12 protein-coding genes are annotated in these 15,819 nt (G+C 65.3%); all 12 read left to right on the top strand.

The window, feature by feature from the left end; translation table 11 throughout:
- Positions 1 to 4: 4 nt before the first annotated feature.
- The 12 genes from AC1X6S_RS06445 to AC1X6S_RS06390 all read left to right on the top strand — a co-directional run bounded on the left by AC1X6S_RS06445 (position 5) and on the right by AC1X6S_RS06390 (position 15,807).
- Complete coding sequence (locus AC1X6S_RS06445; protein ID WP_483404905.1) at positions 5 to 604, top strand: hypothetical protein; 600 nt, start codon at positions 5 to 7, stop codon at positions 602 to 604.
- On the top strand, positions 601 to 1,224 hold the full coding sequence (locus tag AC1X6S_RS06440) for a hypothetical protein (protein WP_483404904.1): 624 nt from the start codon (positions 601 to 603) through the stop codon (positions 1,222 to 1,224). Before AC1X6S_RS06445 ends, AC1X6S_RS06440 begins: the two co-directional genes overlap by 4 nt.
- Positions 1,217 to 2,071, top strand: a complete 855-nt coding sequence (locus AC1X6S_RS06435) for a hypothetical protein (RefSeq protein WP_483404903.1) — start codon at positions 1,217 to 1,219, stop codon at positions 2,069 to 2,071. The genes AC1X6S_RS06440 and AC1X6S_RS06435 overlap by 8 nt, the downstream gene beginning before the upstream one ends.
- Before the next feature lie 93 nt (positions 2,072 to 2,164).
- Complete coding sequence (locus AC1X6S_RS06430) at positions 2,165 to 2,677, top strand: hypothetical protein (RefSeq protein WP_483404902.1); 513 nt, start codon at positions 2,165 to 2,167, stop codon at positions 2,675 to 2,677.
- Positions 2,674 to 3,582 carry a hypothetical protein gene (locus AC1X6S_RS06425; RefSeq protein WP_483404901.1) on the top strand — a complete coding sequence of 303 codons (909 nt, stop codon included), beginning with the start codon at positions 2,674 to 2,676 and terminating at the stop codon, positions 3,580 to 3,582. Before AC1X6S_RS06430 ends, AC1X6S_RS06425 begins: the two co-directional genes overlap by 4 nt.
- A gap of 1 nt (position 3,583) precedes the next feature.
- Positions 3,584 to 5,173 (top strand): hypothetical protein, encoded by a 1,590-nt coding sequence (locus tag AC1X6S_RS06420; RefSeq protein WP_483404900.1) that lies wholly within the window; start codon positions 3,584 to 3,586, stop codon positions 5,171 to 5,173.
- Positions 5,170 to 5,712 carry a hypothetical protein gene (locus tag AC1X6S_RS06415; protein ID WP_483404899.1) on the top strand — a complete coding sequence of 181 codons (543 nt, stop codon included), beginning with the start codon at positions 5,170 to 5,172 and terminating at the stop codon, positions 5,710 to 5,712. The genes AC1X6S_RS06420 and AC1X6S_RS06415 overlap by 4 nt, the downstream gene beginning before the upstream one ends.
- A 97-nt stretch (positions 5,713 to 5,809) precedes the next feature.
- Positions 5,810 to 6,643: a PP2C family protein-serine/threonine phosphatase gene (locus tag AC1X6S_RS06410; protein WP_483404898.1), complete on the top strand. Its 834-nt coding sequence runs from the start codon at positions 5,810 to 5,812 to the stop codon at positions 6,641 to 6,643.
- Positions 6,644 to 6,650: 7 nt separating this feature from the next.
- Positions 6,651 to 7,982: an FHA domain-containing protein gene (locus tag AC1X6S_RS06405; protein WP_483404897.1), complete on the top strand. Its 1,332-nt coding sequence runs from the start codon at positions 6,651 to 6,653 to the stop codon at positions 7,980 to 7,982.
- A gap of 1 nt (position 7,983) precedes the next feature.
- Positions 7,984 to 9,633 (top strand): protein kinase domain-containing protein, encoded by a 1,650-nt coding sequence (locus tag AC1X6S_RS06400; protein ID WP_483404896.1) that lies wholly within the window; start codon positions 7,984 to 7,986, stop codon positions 9,631 to 9,633.
- Positions 9,621 to 10,433, top strand: coding sequence for a hypothetical protein (locus AC1X6S_RS06395; protein ID WP_483404895.1), 813 nt, complete (start codon positions 9,621 to 9,623; stop codon positions 10,431 to 10,433). Before AC1X6S_RS06400 ends, AC1X6S_RS06395 begins: the two co-directional genes overlap by 13 nt.
- Positions 10,434 to 10,572: 139 nt before the next feature.
- Complete coding sequence (locus tag AC1X6S_RS06390) at positions 10,573 to 15,807, top strand: Ig-like domain-containing protein (protein ID WP_483404894.1); 5,235 nt, start codon at positions 10,573 to 10,575, stop codon at positions 15,805 to 15,807.
- Positions 15,808 to 15,819 lie beyond the last annotated feature (12 nt).

The following is a 15,819-nucleotide window of genomic DNA, read 5'->3' as shown; positions in this document are numbered from 1 at the left end:
CTCTATGGCTTACACGTCGGACATCTCACGGGTGTCACCGAACCTTCCCACTGACTGGTTTGAGGTTGATCTCGGTGCCGGTCAATCCACAGGGTGGATTGACCGCCTCTCGCTCAATTTCACGGCGACCGCCGATCGGGCAGCGATGGTCCGCGCGATGCAGTCGATTCGGGATGTCTTCGTCGATGACGCTGTTGATCTGGCTGCGCTTTTCCTGCCCCAGCCGAATAACGGTGTGATCGCCGCCGCCATGACCGTCGACATCTGTGGACTTGGCACTGATGACTCACCGGAGAGCTATCTGAAATTCGTCGAGTCGCACCGGGATTTCCGGAGCCCACACCTCGACATCTCAAACCTGTCGTCCTGGCGTTCGGCACACCAGAGCGGAGAACTTATCGGCTACTCACATCTCGCCCTCGTGACGCCCGAACCGGATATGGAGAGCAGCCTCGAGGAGCGCTCGGTCTTCGCCATTTTCCCGCCGGGCGCTTCACAAATGGCGCGGGTCACCTTTCGCACTGCGCGCCTCGGCGCGTTCGGGGATATGGCGACCGAAACCAGTGCGATCGTCGAGGGCATGACGCTTGAGTTGGCGTCATGACGCGCCAGGTGACGCTCACTGCAGCTGACCTCTCGATGGTCTTTCCCGGTTCCTGGGCCGTAATTCCGCTTTCGTCCGCCGAGACTGCGGAGCGTCGTGCATCAGCGCTGATCAAGAAGCAGCTGGGGCGAAACGACAGGCTGGCAGGACTTCGACGTGAACTCCGTGAGGGCATCAACGAGTCTGTGCGCGAGGCGATTGACCTGGGCGCAGTCGGGCTGGCAATTTCGCTCGAGATCCTGCCCGGTATCCCATTTCCGGCCTCGCTTCTGATCCTGCCGCTCGACTGGCCTGCGTCGCCCAACGAGGCCGAAGCATCTGCCGAGCAGCGTCTTCTCGCCGCCTACCCCGGTTCGGTCCTCCTGGAAGAAGGAACCGAGAGGCCGATAGTCCGTCGGCACGAGTTGGTCACGACGACGTACGAGACGGAGTCATCGCAGGACCTCAAGATCAACTACTGGCTCCCCGTTGGTGACGGCAGCCGCATCGTTCGCGTGTACGTCAAAGCGCCGATGGCTCACACGCCACCGCTATGGCTGGAACTCTTTGACACCATCATTGGGTCGGTTGGATGGCTCAACCGGAAGGACGCGATCGAGGAGGAGGCTATTCGTGGTTGACCAGGATTCGTCGACGACGACACGCCCTCCCCGCGCCGATCTCGATGAGCGGGCTGCGAAGCTCCGTCGTGGTGTTGCGATAATCGGAAATGCGATCGGGGCACTCGCCCTTCTCGTCGCGCTCGCCTCCGTCGCCGCCATTCTGTGGTTCACCAACCAGAACGTCTCCATTGGGTCGGTGTTCGAAGATGACCGGGCGGGAACGACGACTATATCGTTTCCGTTTCTGATGGCGATGCTGTCGATGATCGGGTTCTTCTTCGGCCAATTCGCTACCCGCGGGCGTTGGGGCACCGGAGACACCCCGACCGCCATGAGTGCGGGGTCATTCCGCGTCGACCTCCAGCCAATAACCCCCGCGCTGCATCTCGTTCTGTTTCTGCTGGCAGTCTTTGTGTGGGTGCTCGTGGTTCCCGCGCCAGTCACTCTGGAGGCATCCGGGGCTGTCTCCCCATCGCCCGGCTCCTCTGCCGCGGAACAATTCTGGTTCACCGTTGTCGTCTATGCGGTGGTTTCGGGAGCAGTGGCCGCCATCGTCGGTGTCTCGCTCCTGAAGAAGCTCACGTACAACCGCAGCCTGGAGCGTGGACGCACGTCGATCGTCGATGGATCGCCGTCGCAGGTCGCCTGGCGCCGGTTCTCCCACATCTGGCGCGGTGAGCTGATGGTCGCCGCTGTGGCCGGCGGTGCACTCGGCCTCGCGCCGCTCGGTATCCACCTCGACAGCGCGGTATACGGGCTCTCGTTCGCCGCCGTCGGCGTTGTATTGCTTATCGCTGCCGTCATACTCGCGCTCAACTCATGGCGATCGGGCTTGCCCGTGGAACGGGTCGAGTCCTACACCTAGGCGATATAGCGCCCGGTCCCGCCCATGGGGAGCGCTGCCCATTGCCTGCCTTCACTGGCGCTCCTAGGGTGAGTCACGTGACCAACTCCCCGCGTGACCTCCGGCGCCACCGTGTACGGCAACACTGAGCAGATTCGACACCGCGCCAGTGACCTGCGCGGTGTCGCCACCAGCCTGAGAGACCAGGCGACGGTGATGCTCAGTGCCGCCGACGCCGACTGGGTGTCCACGGCCGCCGCGAAGTACGCCGAAGAGGCTCGACAGAAAGCCGTGAAGCTGGGCACCCTCGCCGATGACGCGGATGCTGCAGCCCAGGCGCTCGAGGACCATGCGGCGTCCGTTGATGCGATCAAGAAGTCCATCAGTGAAGCCGCCGACTGGCTCACCGACCGCTGGAACGACGCGAGCAACCTCGTGAGCAACGCCGTGGAGACGCTCAAGGACGGAGCGGGCAAGGTGTTCGAATTCTTCGGCCGAGAGGTGCCCGACGCCCTGGTTGGCAAGGCCAGGGACCTCGTCAGCGGTGTTCCGCGGCTGCCCGAACCCGGTTCGGTCGAGTGGCTCGATGCCGCCGCCCTAACCAGACGAAACGGATGGGCAGAATGAGCGCACCTGCAACCGAAGCGCGACGCACCCGCATCCTCCTCTCCGCCGATGAATGGCACCTGCTCACCTCCCGCCTCGATGCGGTTCAGGTACCGGTCGAGTTCCTGTCGGAATGGGATGGGACGGTGTCGCCGGCTGACCAAGAGAGCCGTGAAGCGGCAGCGCTCCACGCACTACAGCAACGAAAGCTCGTCGCGCCTCAGGCGGACGTGAAGGACACCGACCTCACCGAATTCCTGCACCCCGCCCTCGGAGCAGTGCTCTCCCTCCCGCAGGTTGCGTCGACCGTGATCGACATCGCCGCGTGGGGCCCATCCCGAAGTGTTCTGCAGTCGCTGTCGGTCGCGGGTACCTTCTGCCTCGGCCTCGCGCGAACCCAGCGGGTTCAGGACCAGGACGAGACAACGGATGCCGCGACCCGGGTGCGTGACGAGGATTCCGTCGAGATCACCGCCTGCGGAACAGCCGACCTCATCGACGAGGCTCTTCGGTCGCTCGATCTCGCCGATGATCGATCCTCGACCGGGTCAGGGCCAGTGAGCTCGATATCGCTCTCGGACGCGTCCGCCCTTATGCTTGCGATCCGGACCGGTGACACCGCCGTCATCGACGAAGCTTTTCGCCGGGTCGGACTGGATGAACACGACACCGGATTCGCGGCGATGGCCGCCACCATCACCGGTGGCTTCCTGCTGAGAATGCACGACACCCACACCGGGGATTCGTGGGCGCCCGCCTGGTTCTACTCCGAGTCCGGCTGGATCCGACTCGGTATCGATACCGGCAGCGAAGAAGCGACCGCCCAGGTGCTCACCGAGAACGGGCGGGTGAGCTGTCGACCGGTGTCGCGAACGGCGATCACCGCCGACGTGACCGCGGCACTCCTGACGCGGTTGGGGTACTGAGATGGGCGACATCACGGTCTCCGGCGGTGTCGGCGGTGTCGGCGCCAACCTCGAAGATATGCGGACGCAAGCCGCGAAGCTCCGGCAGCTTGGCGGCCTCCTGGTCGAACAGGGCATCGATTCAGGCCGGGTTCTGCTCGACGGTGACTACCTGGAGTCAGTGATCCTTTCACCGATCACAGCGGCGACGGTCGTCACCAAGGTGGGAGTCGTCACGGGAGGAATCGCTCTTCTCGCGACAGAGACCACCGTCATCGGTGTGTTCCTCGACGGTGCTGTGATCGCCTACGAACTCGTCGACTCCACACTGGCAGCGCTCGCCGAGGATCTCGCGAACGCCGCGACCTTCACCGCCGGGGTGTTCGCCGTTCCGCTCGTGATCATCACCGCGGCCGGAGCCGTGATCTTCGCCGGGGCGGCAGGCGTTGACGCGTTCCTCGACGAATCAGCCAGTGCCCTCGTCGCGGGGCTTGCGGGTACGGCTGCACTTCTTCGGAAGAACCCCTGGCTTGCGGCTGACCCGTCAGCGCTTCTGCGCGCGCTGGCCCTGCAGAGTGCAGCGAATTTCTCCGGTGACGACGTCGCGGCCGATTTCGCCGACACCATGACCGACGCACTGCAGGACCTCAACGAGCTCGCGGGAGATCAGAGCTGGTTCGTCGATGTGATCGCAAACGGCGCGCCAGGACTACTGATCGGACTCACGTTCCCTCTCGCGGCCACGATGGGTCCGGCAAGGGCGAATCGCCTGCTGTCGTCGCTCACCGGAGGTCCGTGGCCGCCTCAATCGTACGAGGAAGCCGTTCGCGCCATCCTCGGCGGCGGGCAGAAGTTCGGACAGTTCGACGACGGCATAGTGACCATGTTCGACCCGGGAACCCCGGGCTCGGCCACCGCTCCCACGAGCATCCAGGATCTCATGCACTCGTCCGACGACATCGATACACGGGATGGCGGCGACACCTACGCGCGAATCCGCATTGTGGACGCGGGCGGCGAACCTCCGCACTGGATCGTGCAAATTCCGAGCACCCAGGCCTGGTCGCCAGAAGCCGGGTCTACTCCCAATGATGTGACGAGCGATCTGCACGCGATGGCGGGCAACCCGACGGCGCTCGCCGAAGCCGTGAAGAACGCCATGGCCGAAGCGGGGATCGCCCCGAACGACCCGGTAATGCTCGAAGGATTCAGCCTCGGCGGCATCACGGCGGGAATGATGGCGGCAGACGACTCCCTCGGGTACAACGTGACCCACGTGGTGACCGCGGGGTCTCCGATCGCCCGGTTCCCGATTGATTCCGACATCCAGGTGCTGTCGCTCGAGCATTCCGAAGACCCCGTGGCGCGGCTCGACGGGCGCGGCAACCCCGTTGGCTCAAACTGGACAACCGTACAAACCGATGCGCCACGGCTGAACGGCGAGGACGCTGACCCCGGAATCGCTGCCGCACACAACGCCGCTCGCTACGCTGAGACAGCCGCCGCCGCCGGCGAACAGGGCGATCCCAGCTACGACCACTTCGTAGACTCGGCATCGCAGTTCCTGAACCCGGACGGCACTGTCACCGATTACGGAGCGCAACGTCCATGACCCCTCGATCTCGTGCGGCCCGCAGCGTCCTCAAGGGCGTCACAGCATTGAGTGTTGCTGGCCTGCTCAGCGCATGCTCATTCGGGGGCGGTGGGGCACCGGCATCCGATACGTCGCGTCCCGGGCGATCCGCCAGTGATGCCACCCAGGCCGTGTCTGAGCTGCCGGGAATCACGTCGGCCGAGATCGCCACATCGGCCGACGGTACCCCGAACCAGGTGCTGCTGCTTGCGAGGGTGTCGGCAGAAACCGGTTACCCCGCCAGCCCCTCAGAGCTTTTCGATTACGTGATCAGGCAGGCGTGGTCGGCGACCGAAAAGAAACCCACAACCACGCTTCGGGTCGAGCTGATCATCGAGGGGCAGGATCTGGATCTCGAAGCTCTCGCAAAGGACGTCGGGCTTACCGGGCACGTCGACCCGGACAACACGTACGACACGAGCGTGCACATCCAGATCGCGGACGTTGCGTCCGTATACGGTAAGTGGCCTGGACCTGTACCGTCGGTGCCGGCCTCCCTCACCGGGTCGAGTCAGTGATGCCTCTCGGCCGCCGCAGCGGCGCCGGTCCGCCGGTGATCGACGGGGACAACTCCCCATCGATCAGGCCCTGTCCAGTCCATAGAATTGCATGAATATGTCTGCCCACGTTGAAACCATCACCACTCCGCGCTCGATTGTGACGGTGACCGTCACCGGCCGGAGTGAAACCGGACACGTCCGGGAGCACAACGAAGACAGCCTGATCGCGGAAGCGCCGATCTTCGCCGTCGCCGACGGGATGGGGGGACACACCCGCGGGGACCTTGCGAGCCAGGCGATGGTGCACCAGCTGTCCCACAGCATCCGCCGCGGGGAACCGACATCGCCCGAGGCGGTCTTCACGGCGATCACCGCCGCCAACTCCCTCATCTCATCGTGGGCCGAGAGCTCGGGAATCGCGGGAACCACCGTGGCGGGGCTCGCGCTCGTATCGCTCTCGAGCCAGGCCGACTGCCACTGGATGGCGTTCAACATCGGCGACTCCCGGGTGTACCTCTGGGATGACCACCAGCTGCGCCAGGTCACCGTTGACCACTCAGCGATCCAGGAACTCATCGACGCGGGAGACATCACGCCGTTCGAGGCGCTGACGCACCCGGAGCGTAACGTCGTCACCCGCGCTGTGGGCGTCGAGACGGATGCCGACCCTGATGTCTGGCTGCTCCCGGCATCCGACCACCAGACGTTCCTCATCTGCTCGGACGGCCTCACACGTGAGGTGTCCACCGAGCAGATCGAAGCCGTGCTGCGTTCCGGTGTCGACGACCCCGCTGACCGCCTGCTGCAACTTGCCCTCGACGCCGGCGCACACGACAACGTGACAATCCTCATCGTCGACTCGCGGAGCGTCGACACGACGCCACCCCGCCCGGGCTATCATGAAAATCGGTCGCTCGGATTCCTCGAGCAGACCCTGCCGAGGATCTGAGGGTGACATGACAGGGTATCTCTACGCCGACGCGCCCGAGCACGACTGGCTCGCCGTCGCGACGACCGGACGCGTTCTCGTGGCCCAGGTCGCGCAGGATGCGGAACGGATCGCCGAGGTCGCATCGGCGATCGACCCCGCTGCATCCGTTCAGAACGTCCTGGAAATGCTCACCGCCAAGGGGCTGTCCAACGTCGGACCGTTCGCCCTCGTGTTCTGGGTAGACGGCGCAATGCGCAGCAAGGGTCTCGGCGTTATCGTGCGCGGGGGAGCGACGGTCAGCGTCGTCACCGACGACGGCACGGTGGTTGTCTCCTCACGTGGAGTCACCACGTGGACCGAGCAGGTCGTGGAGAACGCCGTCACCTTCACCGTCGAGACCGGTGCCAGCTCGTCCGACGCACCACTGCTCCCGCTGACGCAGGGCGCCGCGTGGGTGTCGTCCATTCGGCTCGACAGCGACGCGAGCGAGCTCAGCCGGGAACAGAAAACGGATGCTGCGACCGCAACGCCGTCACGGACCCCCCAGCACGCAGAGCCGGAACGCCAGCCGGAACGCACACCGGAACCAGGATCACCGTCGCTTGCTGAGAGCACCGAAGAGACGCGCGTTTTCCACACCACCACCGGGGTGAAGCCTGAAGCCGAAACCCCCGTCGCCTCGGCAAGCCAGGACGAACCCGATGGCTACGACTATCTCTTCGGGGCAACCGTCTTCCGCACCGTCGGTTCTGCAGCGGTCGAGCAGCCCGGCGACGAGGACGAGGATGCCGGCGCTCCCGCCGCACCGCCGACTCACCAGCAGCCCGCAGCGACATCGGCTTCCTCGACACCCGCCTCCCCGGCGCCAGCTTCCTCGACGGCTCCCTCAACGACACTCGGCGACCACGACGGCAACACCATGCTGGCAGCTGACATCCTCGAGGCGCGGAGGCGAACGCAGGCTCAAGGGACACCGCAGGGCACACCGGTCTCACAGGCCTCTCCCCAGCCTTCGCGACCGACACACGCGTATGTCCTCGAACTGCCCGGCGGCGGAAAGCAGCCGCTGACGGCGCCCGTGATCCTGGGCCGGGCACCGAGCGTCTCGAACGTGCCGGCATCCGTTCTCCCGCACCTCGTCACCCTCACCGGCGACGACATCTCGCGCAGCCACCTCCGCGTTGCCGTCGAGGGTGGAACCGTCGTGGTGACCGACCTGCACTCGAGTAACGGCACCCACGTCATCGCCCCTGGCAAGCCGCCGCAGTTGCTTCGCGGGGGAGAGCCGACCCCGGTCATCATGGGGACGGTCATCGACCTCGGCAGCGACATCGTGCTGCGCATCTCGGAGGCATAGGGTGGCCCCTCGCCAGGTCGCCACTCCTCCGGAACTGCCCGGCCTCCGATATGTCCGGCCGCTCGGCGCCGGCGGATTCAGCGACGTCTACCTCTACGAGCAGGAACTTCCCAAGCGCCAGGTGGCCGTCAAGGTACTCGCATCCGACGAACTCACCGACGCGCTTCGGGCCGCTTTCATCGCCGAAGCGAACCTCATGGCCCAGCTCTCGGCGCACCCGTACATCGTCACGATCTACCACGCCGCGCTTGCGCCGGACGGACGCCCGTACTTCGTCATGGAGTACTGCTCAGGACCGAGCCTCGCGGAGCAGTACAAGCGGGCACGGTTCAGCGTCGCCGATGCGTTGCGCACCGGAGTTCGACTGTCGAGTGCCGTCGCGACGGCGCACGCCGCCGGCATCCTCCACCGGGACATCAAACCCGCGAACGTGCTGACCAACAACTACGGCTGGCCGGCCCTCACCGACTTCGGCATTTCGAGCGCCGTCGACACCGAACTGCCCGTCAACTCGACGACACGGGCAGCGATGAACGCCGAGCCCGGAGCGACGGCCGCCGGTTCCATCGGTATGTCGATCCCGTGGTCGCCGCCAGAGATGTTCGATGACAACCCGCAGCCGGACGTGCGCAGCGACGTGTTCTCGCTCGCCGCAACGCTGTACACCCTGCTCGCCGGCCACACGCCGTTCGAAGTCCCAGGGCGGCCGAACGGCACCGTCGATCTCATCGGCCGGATTGAACGCGGCACCGTGACACCGATGGACCGTGACGACATCCCGCGCTCCCTGACCTCTATCCTCGCGAAGGGGATGTCGGTCCAGGCCGACGACCGTTTCTCCACCGCCGTCGATTTCGCACGGGCGCTGCAGCGCGTCGAGATGGAACTCTCGTACGCGCCGACCGCGATCGATGTTCCCAACCTCACGATTCTCGACCGCCCCGGCGACCGGCCCGAGGACTCCGAAGACAAGACGAGGATCCGCGGCGTCGCCACAGTGCACGCGCAGCCGGTGGTACCTGCCCGCCCGTCGGTATCGCCGCCCTCCCGCCCGCCCGTGTCGTCGCCGGTTCCGACCGGTGCAGATCCCACGGTCATCAGGCGGATGCCGTCGGTCCAGCCCCACGCGCCGGGCGCAGCTGCTCCGGCTGCGGGCGACGCAGCACCCGAGCACACGGTCGTCCGTGAGCGCGTCACGCCAACAGTCGAAGAGGCGCCGGCGCCCGCACCGAAACCACGTCGCCTCCTTCCGATCCTCGCCGGCGCCGGCGCGCTCGTCGTCGTCGCCGGTGGCATTCTCGCGGCCGTGGTGTTCGGCCCTGGCGCTGAGAACCCCAATGCCGCCCCCACGCCGACGGCGACATCCGACATCGTCACGGCGGGGGTGCCCCAGCCGCAACCCGTCTCGGTCTCGCCGGTCGGTGACGGCAGTTCGGTGACCTTCGCCTGGTCGAACCCCGAACCGGAAGACGGTGACACCTTCATCTGGCGCCGGATCGGTGGCGCAGCGGACGAGCAACCCAAAACGGCGAAGGAGCCGACAGTGACGATCGACTCGATCACCCCGGGAAGCCAGGTCTGCATCGAGATCGTCACCAGGCGAAGCTCCGGAAAAGTGTCCGGCGACCCATTGGAGATGTGCACACAGTGAAAGCTCCACGTATCGAGTTCTGCGGCGAGTGGTACGACATCACCCCCGGACAACCGTTCTTCGTCGGGAGGGAGTCCGACCTGATCATCGACGAGAACCCGTTCCTGCACCGCAGGTTCCTGTCGATCAGCGATGAGAACGGACTGTGGTGGCTGGCCAACGTCGGCAACCTGCTCTCCGCGACGGTCACGGACACGACGGGTCAGGTGCAGGCCTGGCTCGCCCCCGGCGCGAGGCTGCCGATCGTCTTCCCCGAGCTGACAGTGATGTTCAGCGCCGGATCGACGACATACGAGTTCACCGTTTACTCCGAGGTCGAGTACTTCGGCACGTCAGCGATGACCGCCATGGCGGCGGGCACAACGACGGTCGGGCCGGTGCACCTGACCAGCAGCCAGCGCCTTCTGATCGTCGCGCTGGCCGAAAATGTCTTGCGACAGGACTTCCCCGGCCGCGGTGAGATCCCGGCATCCGTCGACGCCGCCGCCCGACTCGGCTGGACCCAGACGGCATTCAACCGAAAACTCGACAACGTCTGCGACAAGCTCGACCGCATCGGCGTGAGGGGACTCCGCGGTGGTCGGGGCAAGCTCGCCACCGGGCGTCGTGCCCGCCTCGTCGAGTACGCCGTGTCGTCGCGGCTCGTCGACGCGAGTGACCTCGTGCTCCTCGACAGGGAAAAACTCGAACGCGCCGCAGTTCTTGCCGAAGCGAGCGGAACCAGTGCTACCCCAAAACTGGGGGGCGATGACCCTCTCGAGCCCGACGGGGACAGTCCCCGCGCGCTCACTCGGGCGTAGCTGCCCCGCGTTCATGCGAAAGCATGATCGGAGCGCTCACGCTGCGTGTTAGCGTTGCGTGAGTTTTCTCAGCACGACGATTTCTTCGCGTCGGCGAGGAGCCGCTCGACTGTGTCAAATCTGGGGGGACGAGAGCTTGTTGAAGTGGCTCAAGGGGCGGAAGGTCACGGCCTCCGTCGTCGCACTCTCCATCCTTGTTGCCGTCCCCGTCACCGTCGCCGTCCTGCACGAGGGATTCCCGGTCACCGACGTCGATCTGAGTGCACGGGATGTCTGGGTGACCAACGGCACCGAGCTCATGGCCGGTCGGCTCAACCGTCAGATTGAAGAGCTCAACGCCTCGGTCGCCACTGTTTCCAACGACATCGACGTGCTCCAGAACGGCGAGAACGTTCTGCTTCACGACCGCTCGGGCTCCACCGTCGAGCGCATTGACTCCGCCTTCACCACCCTCGTCCAGCGCGCGGATATGCCGCCGGGGGCCGAGCTGTCCCTCGGTGACACGAAACTCTCCATCGTCGACCCGAAGTCCGGTGAGCTGTGGGTCACGAACACGGCGGGCGAACTGCGGTTCTCGACCGTCGACACCAAGCCGATCGCCAAGCTCGGCAAGAACGCAAAGTCGGTCGTGTCGAGCGATGGCACGGTCTTCGCCGTGTCGCCCGAGAAGAAGAAGCTCTACACCTACTCCAAGGGCGGGGGAGAGCCGACGGTCACCGCGCTGCCGAAGCTCGATGACTACCTCCTGACCGCTGCCGGTGAGCAGGCCGTCATCCTCGATCGTGACAAGAACCGAATACTGACGGATGCCGACAGCTCCATTTCGCTTCCCGACAAGGGCGTCAAGCTGCAGCAGGTGAGCGCGACCGGCGGTGAGGTCATCGTCGCGACCGGATCGTCCCTGCTCCGTGTGCGCCTCAACAACGACAAGCCGCAGACCATCAAGGCCGAGATCACCAACCCGGTGAAGAAGGCCAATGAGATCTCCTCGCCGGTCAACCTCAACGGGTGCGCGCACGGTGCATGGTCAGGCGCGAGCAAGTACCTCGCGGTATGTGGAGACGCCTCACCCTCCCGTCAGGCGATCGAGCCGCTCGCCGAGGGCGCGACCCTCGAGTTCCGCGTGAACAAGAACGTCGTCGCCCTGAACAATCTGCAGACCGGCGATGTCTGGCTCGTCGATGCCAACATGCGGCTCGTGAAGAACTGGGAAGAGGTCACCCCGCCACAGGAGGACGACGGCGAGGAGGGCGACGAGAAAGCATCCACCCAGTCGTTCGAAGACACACTCGCCGACCGGACCGAGCAGAACCGCCCACCGATCGCGCGGGATGACGTCCTCGGTGCGCGTCCGGGCAAGAGCACGATCCTCCCCGTACTCGACAACGACACCGACCCCGACGGCGATGTACTGACCATCGGCGCAAATCTCCAGGGGCTCGCACCGGAGTCAGGGCTCGTCGAGTTCATCGACGGCGGTCGCGCACTTCAGTTCACCCCCAACGCTGAGCAGTCCGCTGGCACGATCTCCTTCCGCTATTCGGTGTCTGATGGCCGCACCGGCGGTGTCGCCGAAGCAACGGTCAGTGTCACCATCATGCCGATGGAGACCAACTCGCCTCCCGTCGAACAGCGCAAGGGGGCGGTAAGCGTCGAGGTCGGGCAGTCCATCTCGTACAACCCGCTCATCGACTGGCGCGACCCGGACGGCGACGACATCTTCCTCCAGTCAGCGGTGTCCAACAACGGTGATCTCGTTCGGTTCTCGCACGAGGGCTTCGTCACCGTCACCCACACGTCAGCGCAGGAGGGCCCGCGAGACATCGTCTACGTCGTCTCTGACGGCTACGAGACGGCATCCGGAACCTTCACCGTCGACGTGAAACCGGCGGGCACCCTCGGGCCGATCGGCACGCCCGACCACGTGCAGACCTTCGTCGGCGAACCGGTCGAGGCGTACCCGCTCGACAACGACCTCTCGACGAACGGCTCCCAGCTCGCTCTCCTCGGTGCTGAGGCGCAGAGCGGCGGGTTGACCGTCACCGTCAAGCCCGACTCCAACTCGATGCAACTCGCGGCGGGCAACGCCGGTGTCTACTACGTTCAGTACACGCTTGGTGCCGGCGCAGCGACGAGCATCGGTATGCTCCGCGTCGATGTCCGGGACGCACCCACAGAGGTGCAGAAGCCGATCGCGGTACACGATACGGGCTACCTTCGCCCCAATGAGCCCACGTCCCTCAACGTGCTGACCAACGACGTATCGCCGAGCGGCAATGTTCTCGCCATCCGTTCGCTCGATATTCCCGACGAGTCGCGGGTGCTCTCCATCGAGGTGCTCAACTCCTCGGTGATCCGGGTGACCTCGTCGAGCGCCGTCACCGACCAGCTGCAGTTCAGCTACACGTTGTCCGACGGGACTCACGAGGCATCAACGACGGTGTCGGTCGTGCCCGTCCCGCCCCTGACCAAACACCAGGCGCCGATCGCCGCCGATGACACGGTCACGGTCCGCGCCGGTGACATCGCGAGCGTTCCCGTGCTCGACAACGACGTTCACCCCGACAACGCGGTGATGACGCTCGCTCCCGACCTCGTCGAGCCCGCAACGGCCGGCCTCGCCTTTGTCGCCGACGGCAACGTGCGCTACCAGGCCCCGCGCGAGCCCGGTGTGTACTCGGCGGTGTACACGGTGACGGATGCCTTCAAGCAGCACGCGGTCGCGAGGGTCACCTTCAATGTCGTCGCTGAGAACAAGGACGACAATGACTCACCAGCGCCCAAGACACTGACCGCCCGGGTCTTTGCCGACTCGTCCGTCGAGGTCAACGTGCCGCTGGATGGACTCGACCCGAATGGTGACTCGCTCGTCTTCGACGGGCTGGCCAGTTCGCCAGCGCTCGGAAGTGTGACCGACTCCACCAGCACGACGTTCGTCTACACCGCAGCGCCAGGCTCGAGCGGCACCGACGTCTTCTCCTACACGCTCAAGGACACCTACGGGGCGACCGCGATCGGGACCGTGCGCATCGGCGTCATCCAGCGGCCTGTGCAGGACTCTCCACCCATCGCCGTCGACGACACCATCGAGGTGCAGCCGGGCCGGGTCGCGACCGTTCCGGTGCTCGCCAATGACTCGGACCCCAACGGGTACGAGATCGAAGTGGTCAAGAAGCTCAAAGAGGTCCCCGAGGGCGTGACCGCGACCGTGTCGAAGAAGCAGTTCGTCGAGATCGAGGCACCGGAGGAGGAGACGACGCTCTCCATCCGTTACGAGATCACCAACAACAACGGAGGGTTCGATACGGCGTTCGTTCAGGTGCGGGTGACGAAGGATGCCACGATCGAACCGCCGACGCTCATCGACCACATCGTTGAGGCGGCCGACGTCGTCGGTCAGAAGACCGTCGATATCGATGTGCTGAAGAACGCCAACAACTCCGGCGGTCGCACCGAGGACCTCGAGGTGTCACTCGAGGGACCGAACGCTGCAAACGCGGAGAACCTCGGCGACGGGATGGTTCGCGTCACCCTCGTCGACAACCGGATGGCGATCACCTACCGCCTGACGAACACCGTCGACGCCCTCAGCTCCGCCGCGTTCATCGTTGTGCCTCCGTTCTCCGACGGCCTGCCGCCACGGATGAAGGATCTCCCGACCCAGTACGTCGACAAGAACGCGACCCGCACCTGGAAGCTCAGCGACATCGCTGAGTCGCCCACCGGCAAGAAGATCCGCATCACGGGAGCGAAAGCGGTCTCGAGCGCGAAGAGCAACGGCGCCCCGAACTTCGTTGACGACCAGACCCTGACCTTCACCCCGGCGCTCGACTACCGCGGGCCCGCGAACATCACATTCGAGGCCACGGACGGCTCGTCGACCGGCGTCGCGACGCTGGTTCTCCCCATCGTCGTTGGCGACCCCGAGATGAAGGACGAGCCGCCCACATTCACCCCGCCAGACATGACGATCGAAGCCAACGGCGAACCGGAGACCTTCGACCTCCGCGCGGCGAGCTTCCACCAGAATCCTGAGGTTCTCGCTGCCCTGACGTACTCAGGCCTCGGGGGCGCTGCTGGCGGAATCCAGGCGTCACTGAGCGGTTCCACCGTCACCGTGTCCGCACCGTTCGGCACGCCCACTGGAACGGCCACCACCCTGACGTTCCAGGTGAAATACCGCGAGTTCGTCATCGATGGCTCGATGAACGTCCGGGTCGTGGCCTCGAGTCGACCCATGCCGTCCACGGTCGACGACTCCGAACCGAACGGACGCAGCAGCAAGGCCGTCACCCTCAACGTCCTGGCCAACGACTACAACCCGTTCCCGGGCCAGGCGCTCACCATCACGTCGACGCAGCTCAATTCAGGCAACGCGACAGTGACCATCTCTGGCTCCAACCTGATCATCACGCCCGGTCCGGAGAAGAGCCAGCAGATCAGCGTGATCTACACGATCCAGGATGCGACGAAGGATGCCTCGAGGCAGGCCCAGGGGCGCGCAGACGTCATAGTCACGAGCGCCCCGGATGCGCCGGCCGCGCCGACGCTCGCGGCGAGCCCCAGGAAAATCACCGTGACGATTGAGCCATCGCCCTCGAACAACGGTGCGGAGATCACGTCGTACACGGTCACGCGCACCGGCGGCGGCGGCTCCGTTGTCCAGACGGGAAAGGCCGGCGCTCGGCTCAGCTTCGCGGGTGAGAACGGGACGCCATACGAATTCAGCGTGCGCGCGACCAATAAGGTCGGGGAGAGTGCGGCATCACCGACGCGATCGGCGACCTCATACGGCACACCGACGGCTCCGACCAATGTGACGATCAGCAATCCGAGCGGCGAGCCAGCGACGACCTCCCTGAGGGCGAACTGGGGTGTGCCGGACGATGACGGCGGCAGTATCACGGGCTACAACTGGAGATTCTCAAACGGGGCGGCCGGTTCGACCACGTCGAGGTCCGCGTCAATCACTGGCGTCGGTGCGGGTGACTACTCGGTAGAAGTTCAGGCCTGCGGTCAGTTCGAGTGTGGCCCATGGGCGAAGTCGGGTGCTGTTCACGTTTCCGATCCGCCACCACCGCCCCCGCCACCACCACCAGCGGAGCCGGAGGACAAGCGCACCCTCTCGCTCAAGAAGGGTCCGTCCGCGGGCGGTGGCAAGTTCTTCTATCACATCACCATGAGGAACTGGGCACCGAATACCACGTACAGCTGGAGCTGTTACGCGGGCGGCAGCTATTTCCGGACTTACGAGTTGACCACGAACGGTAACGGTGGCTTCGACGAGGCGCCGCAGTTGTGTTACTCGGGCTTCGAGGACACCAAGGTCAAGGTCGGCGACAAAGAATCGGGCTACGTGGACTTCCGTCCGTGAGCACAGACAGGA

The organism is Mycetocola sp. Y442 (assembly GCF_056898615.1).
This window is presented reverse-complemented; position numbering and strand designations above follow the sequence as displayed.

What these genes read in the sequence shown, in the direction of transcription:
- AC1X6S_RS06440 (WP_483404904.1), top strand. Translation starts at nt 601, where the DNA reads ATGACGCGCCAGGTGACGCTCACTGCAGCTGACCTCTCGATGGTCTTT.
- AC1X6S_RS06445 (WP_483404905.1), top strand. Translation starts at nt 5, where the DNA reads ATGGCTTACACGTCGGACATCTCACGGGTGTCACCGAACCTTCCCACT.
- AC1X6S_RS06415 (WP_483404899.1), top strand. Translation starts at nt 5,170, where the DNA reads ATGACCCCTCGATCTCGTGCGGCCCGCAGCGTCCTCAAGGGCGTCACA.
- AC1X6S_RS06410 (WP_483404898.1), top strand. Translation starts at nt 5,810, where the DNA reads ATGTCTGCCCACGTTGAAACCATCACCACTCCGCGCTCGATTGTGACG.
- AC1X6S_RS06425 (WP_483404901.1), top strand. Translation starts at nt 2,674, where the DNA reads ATGAGCGCACCTGCAACCGAAGCGCGACGCACCCGCATCCTCCTCTCC.
- AC1X6S_RS06405 (WP_483404897.1), top strand. Translation starts at nt 6,651, where the DNA reads ATGACAGGGTATCTCTACGCCGACGCGCCCGAGCACGACTGGCTCGCC.
- AC1X6S_RS06420 (WP_483404900.1), top strand. Translation starts at nt 3,584, where the DNA reads ATGGGCGACATCACGGTCTCCGGCGGTGTCGGCGGTGTCGGCGCCAAC.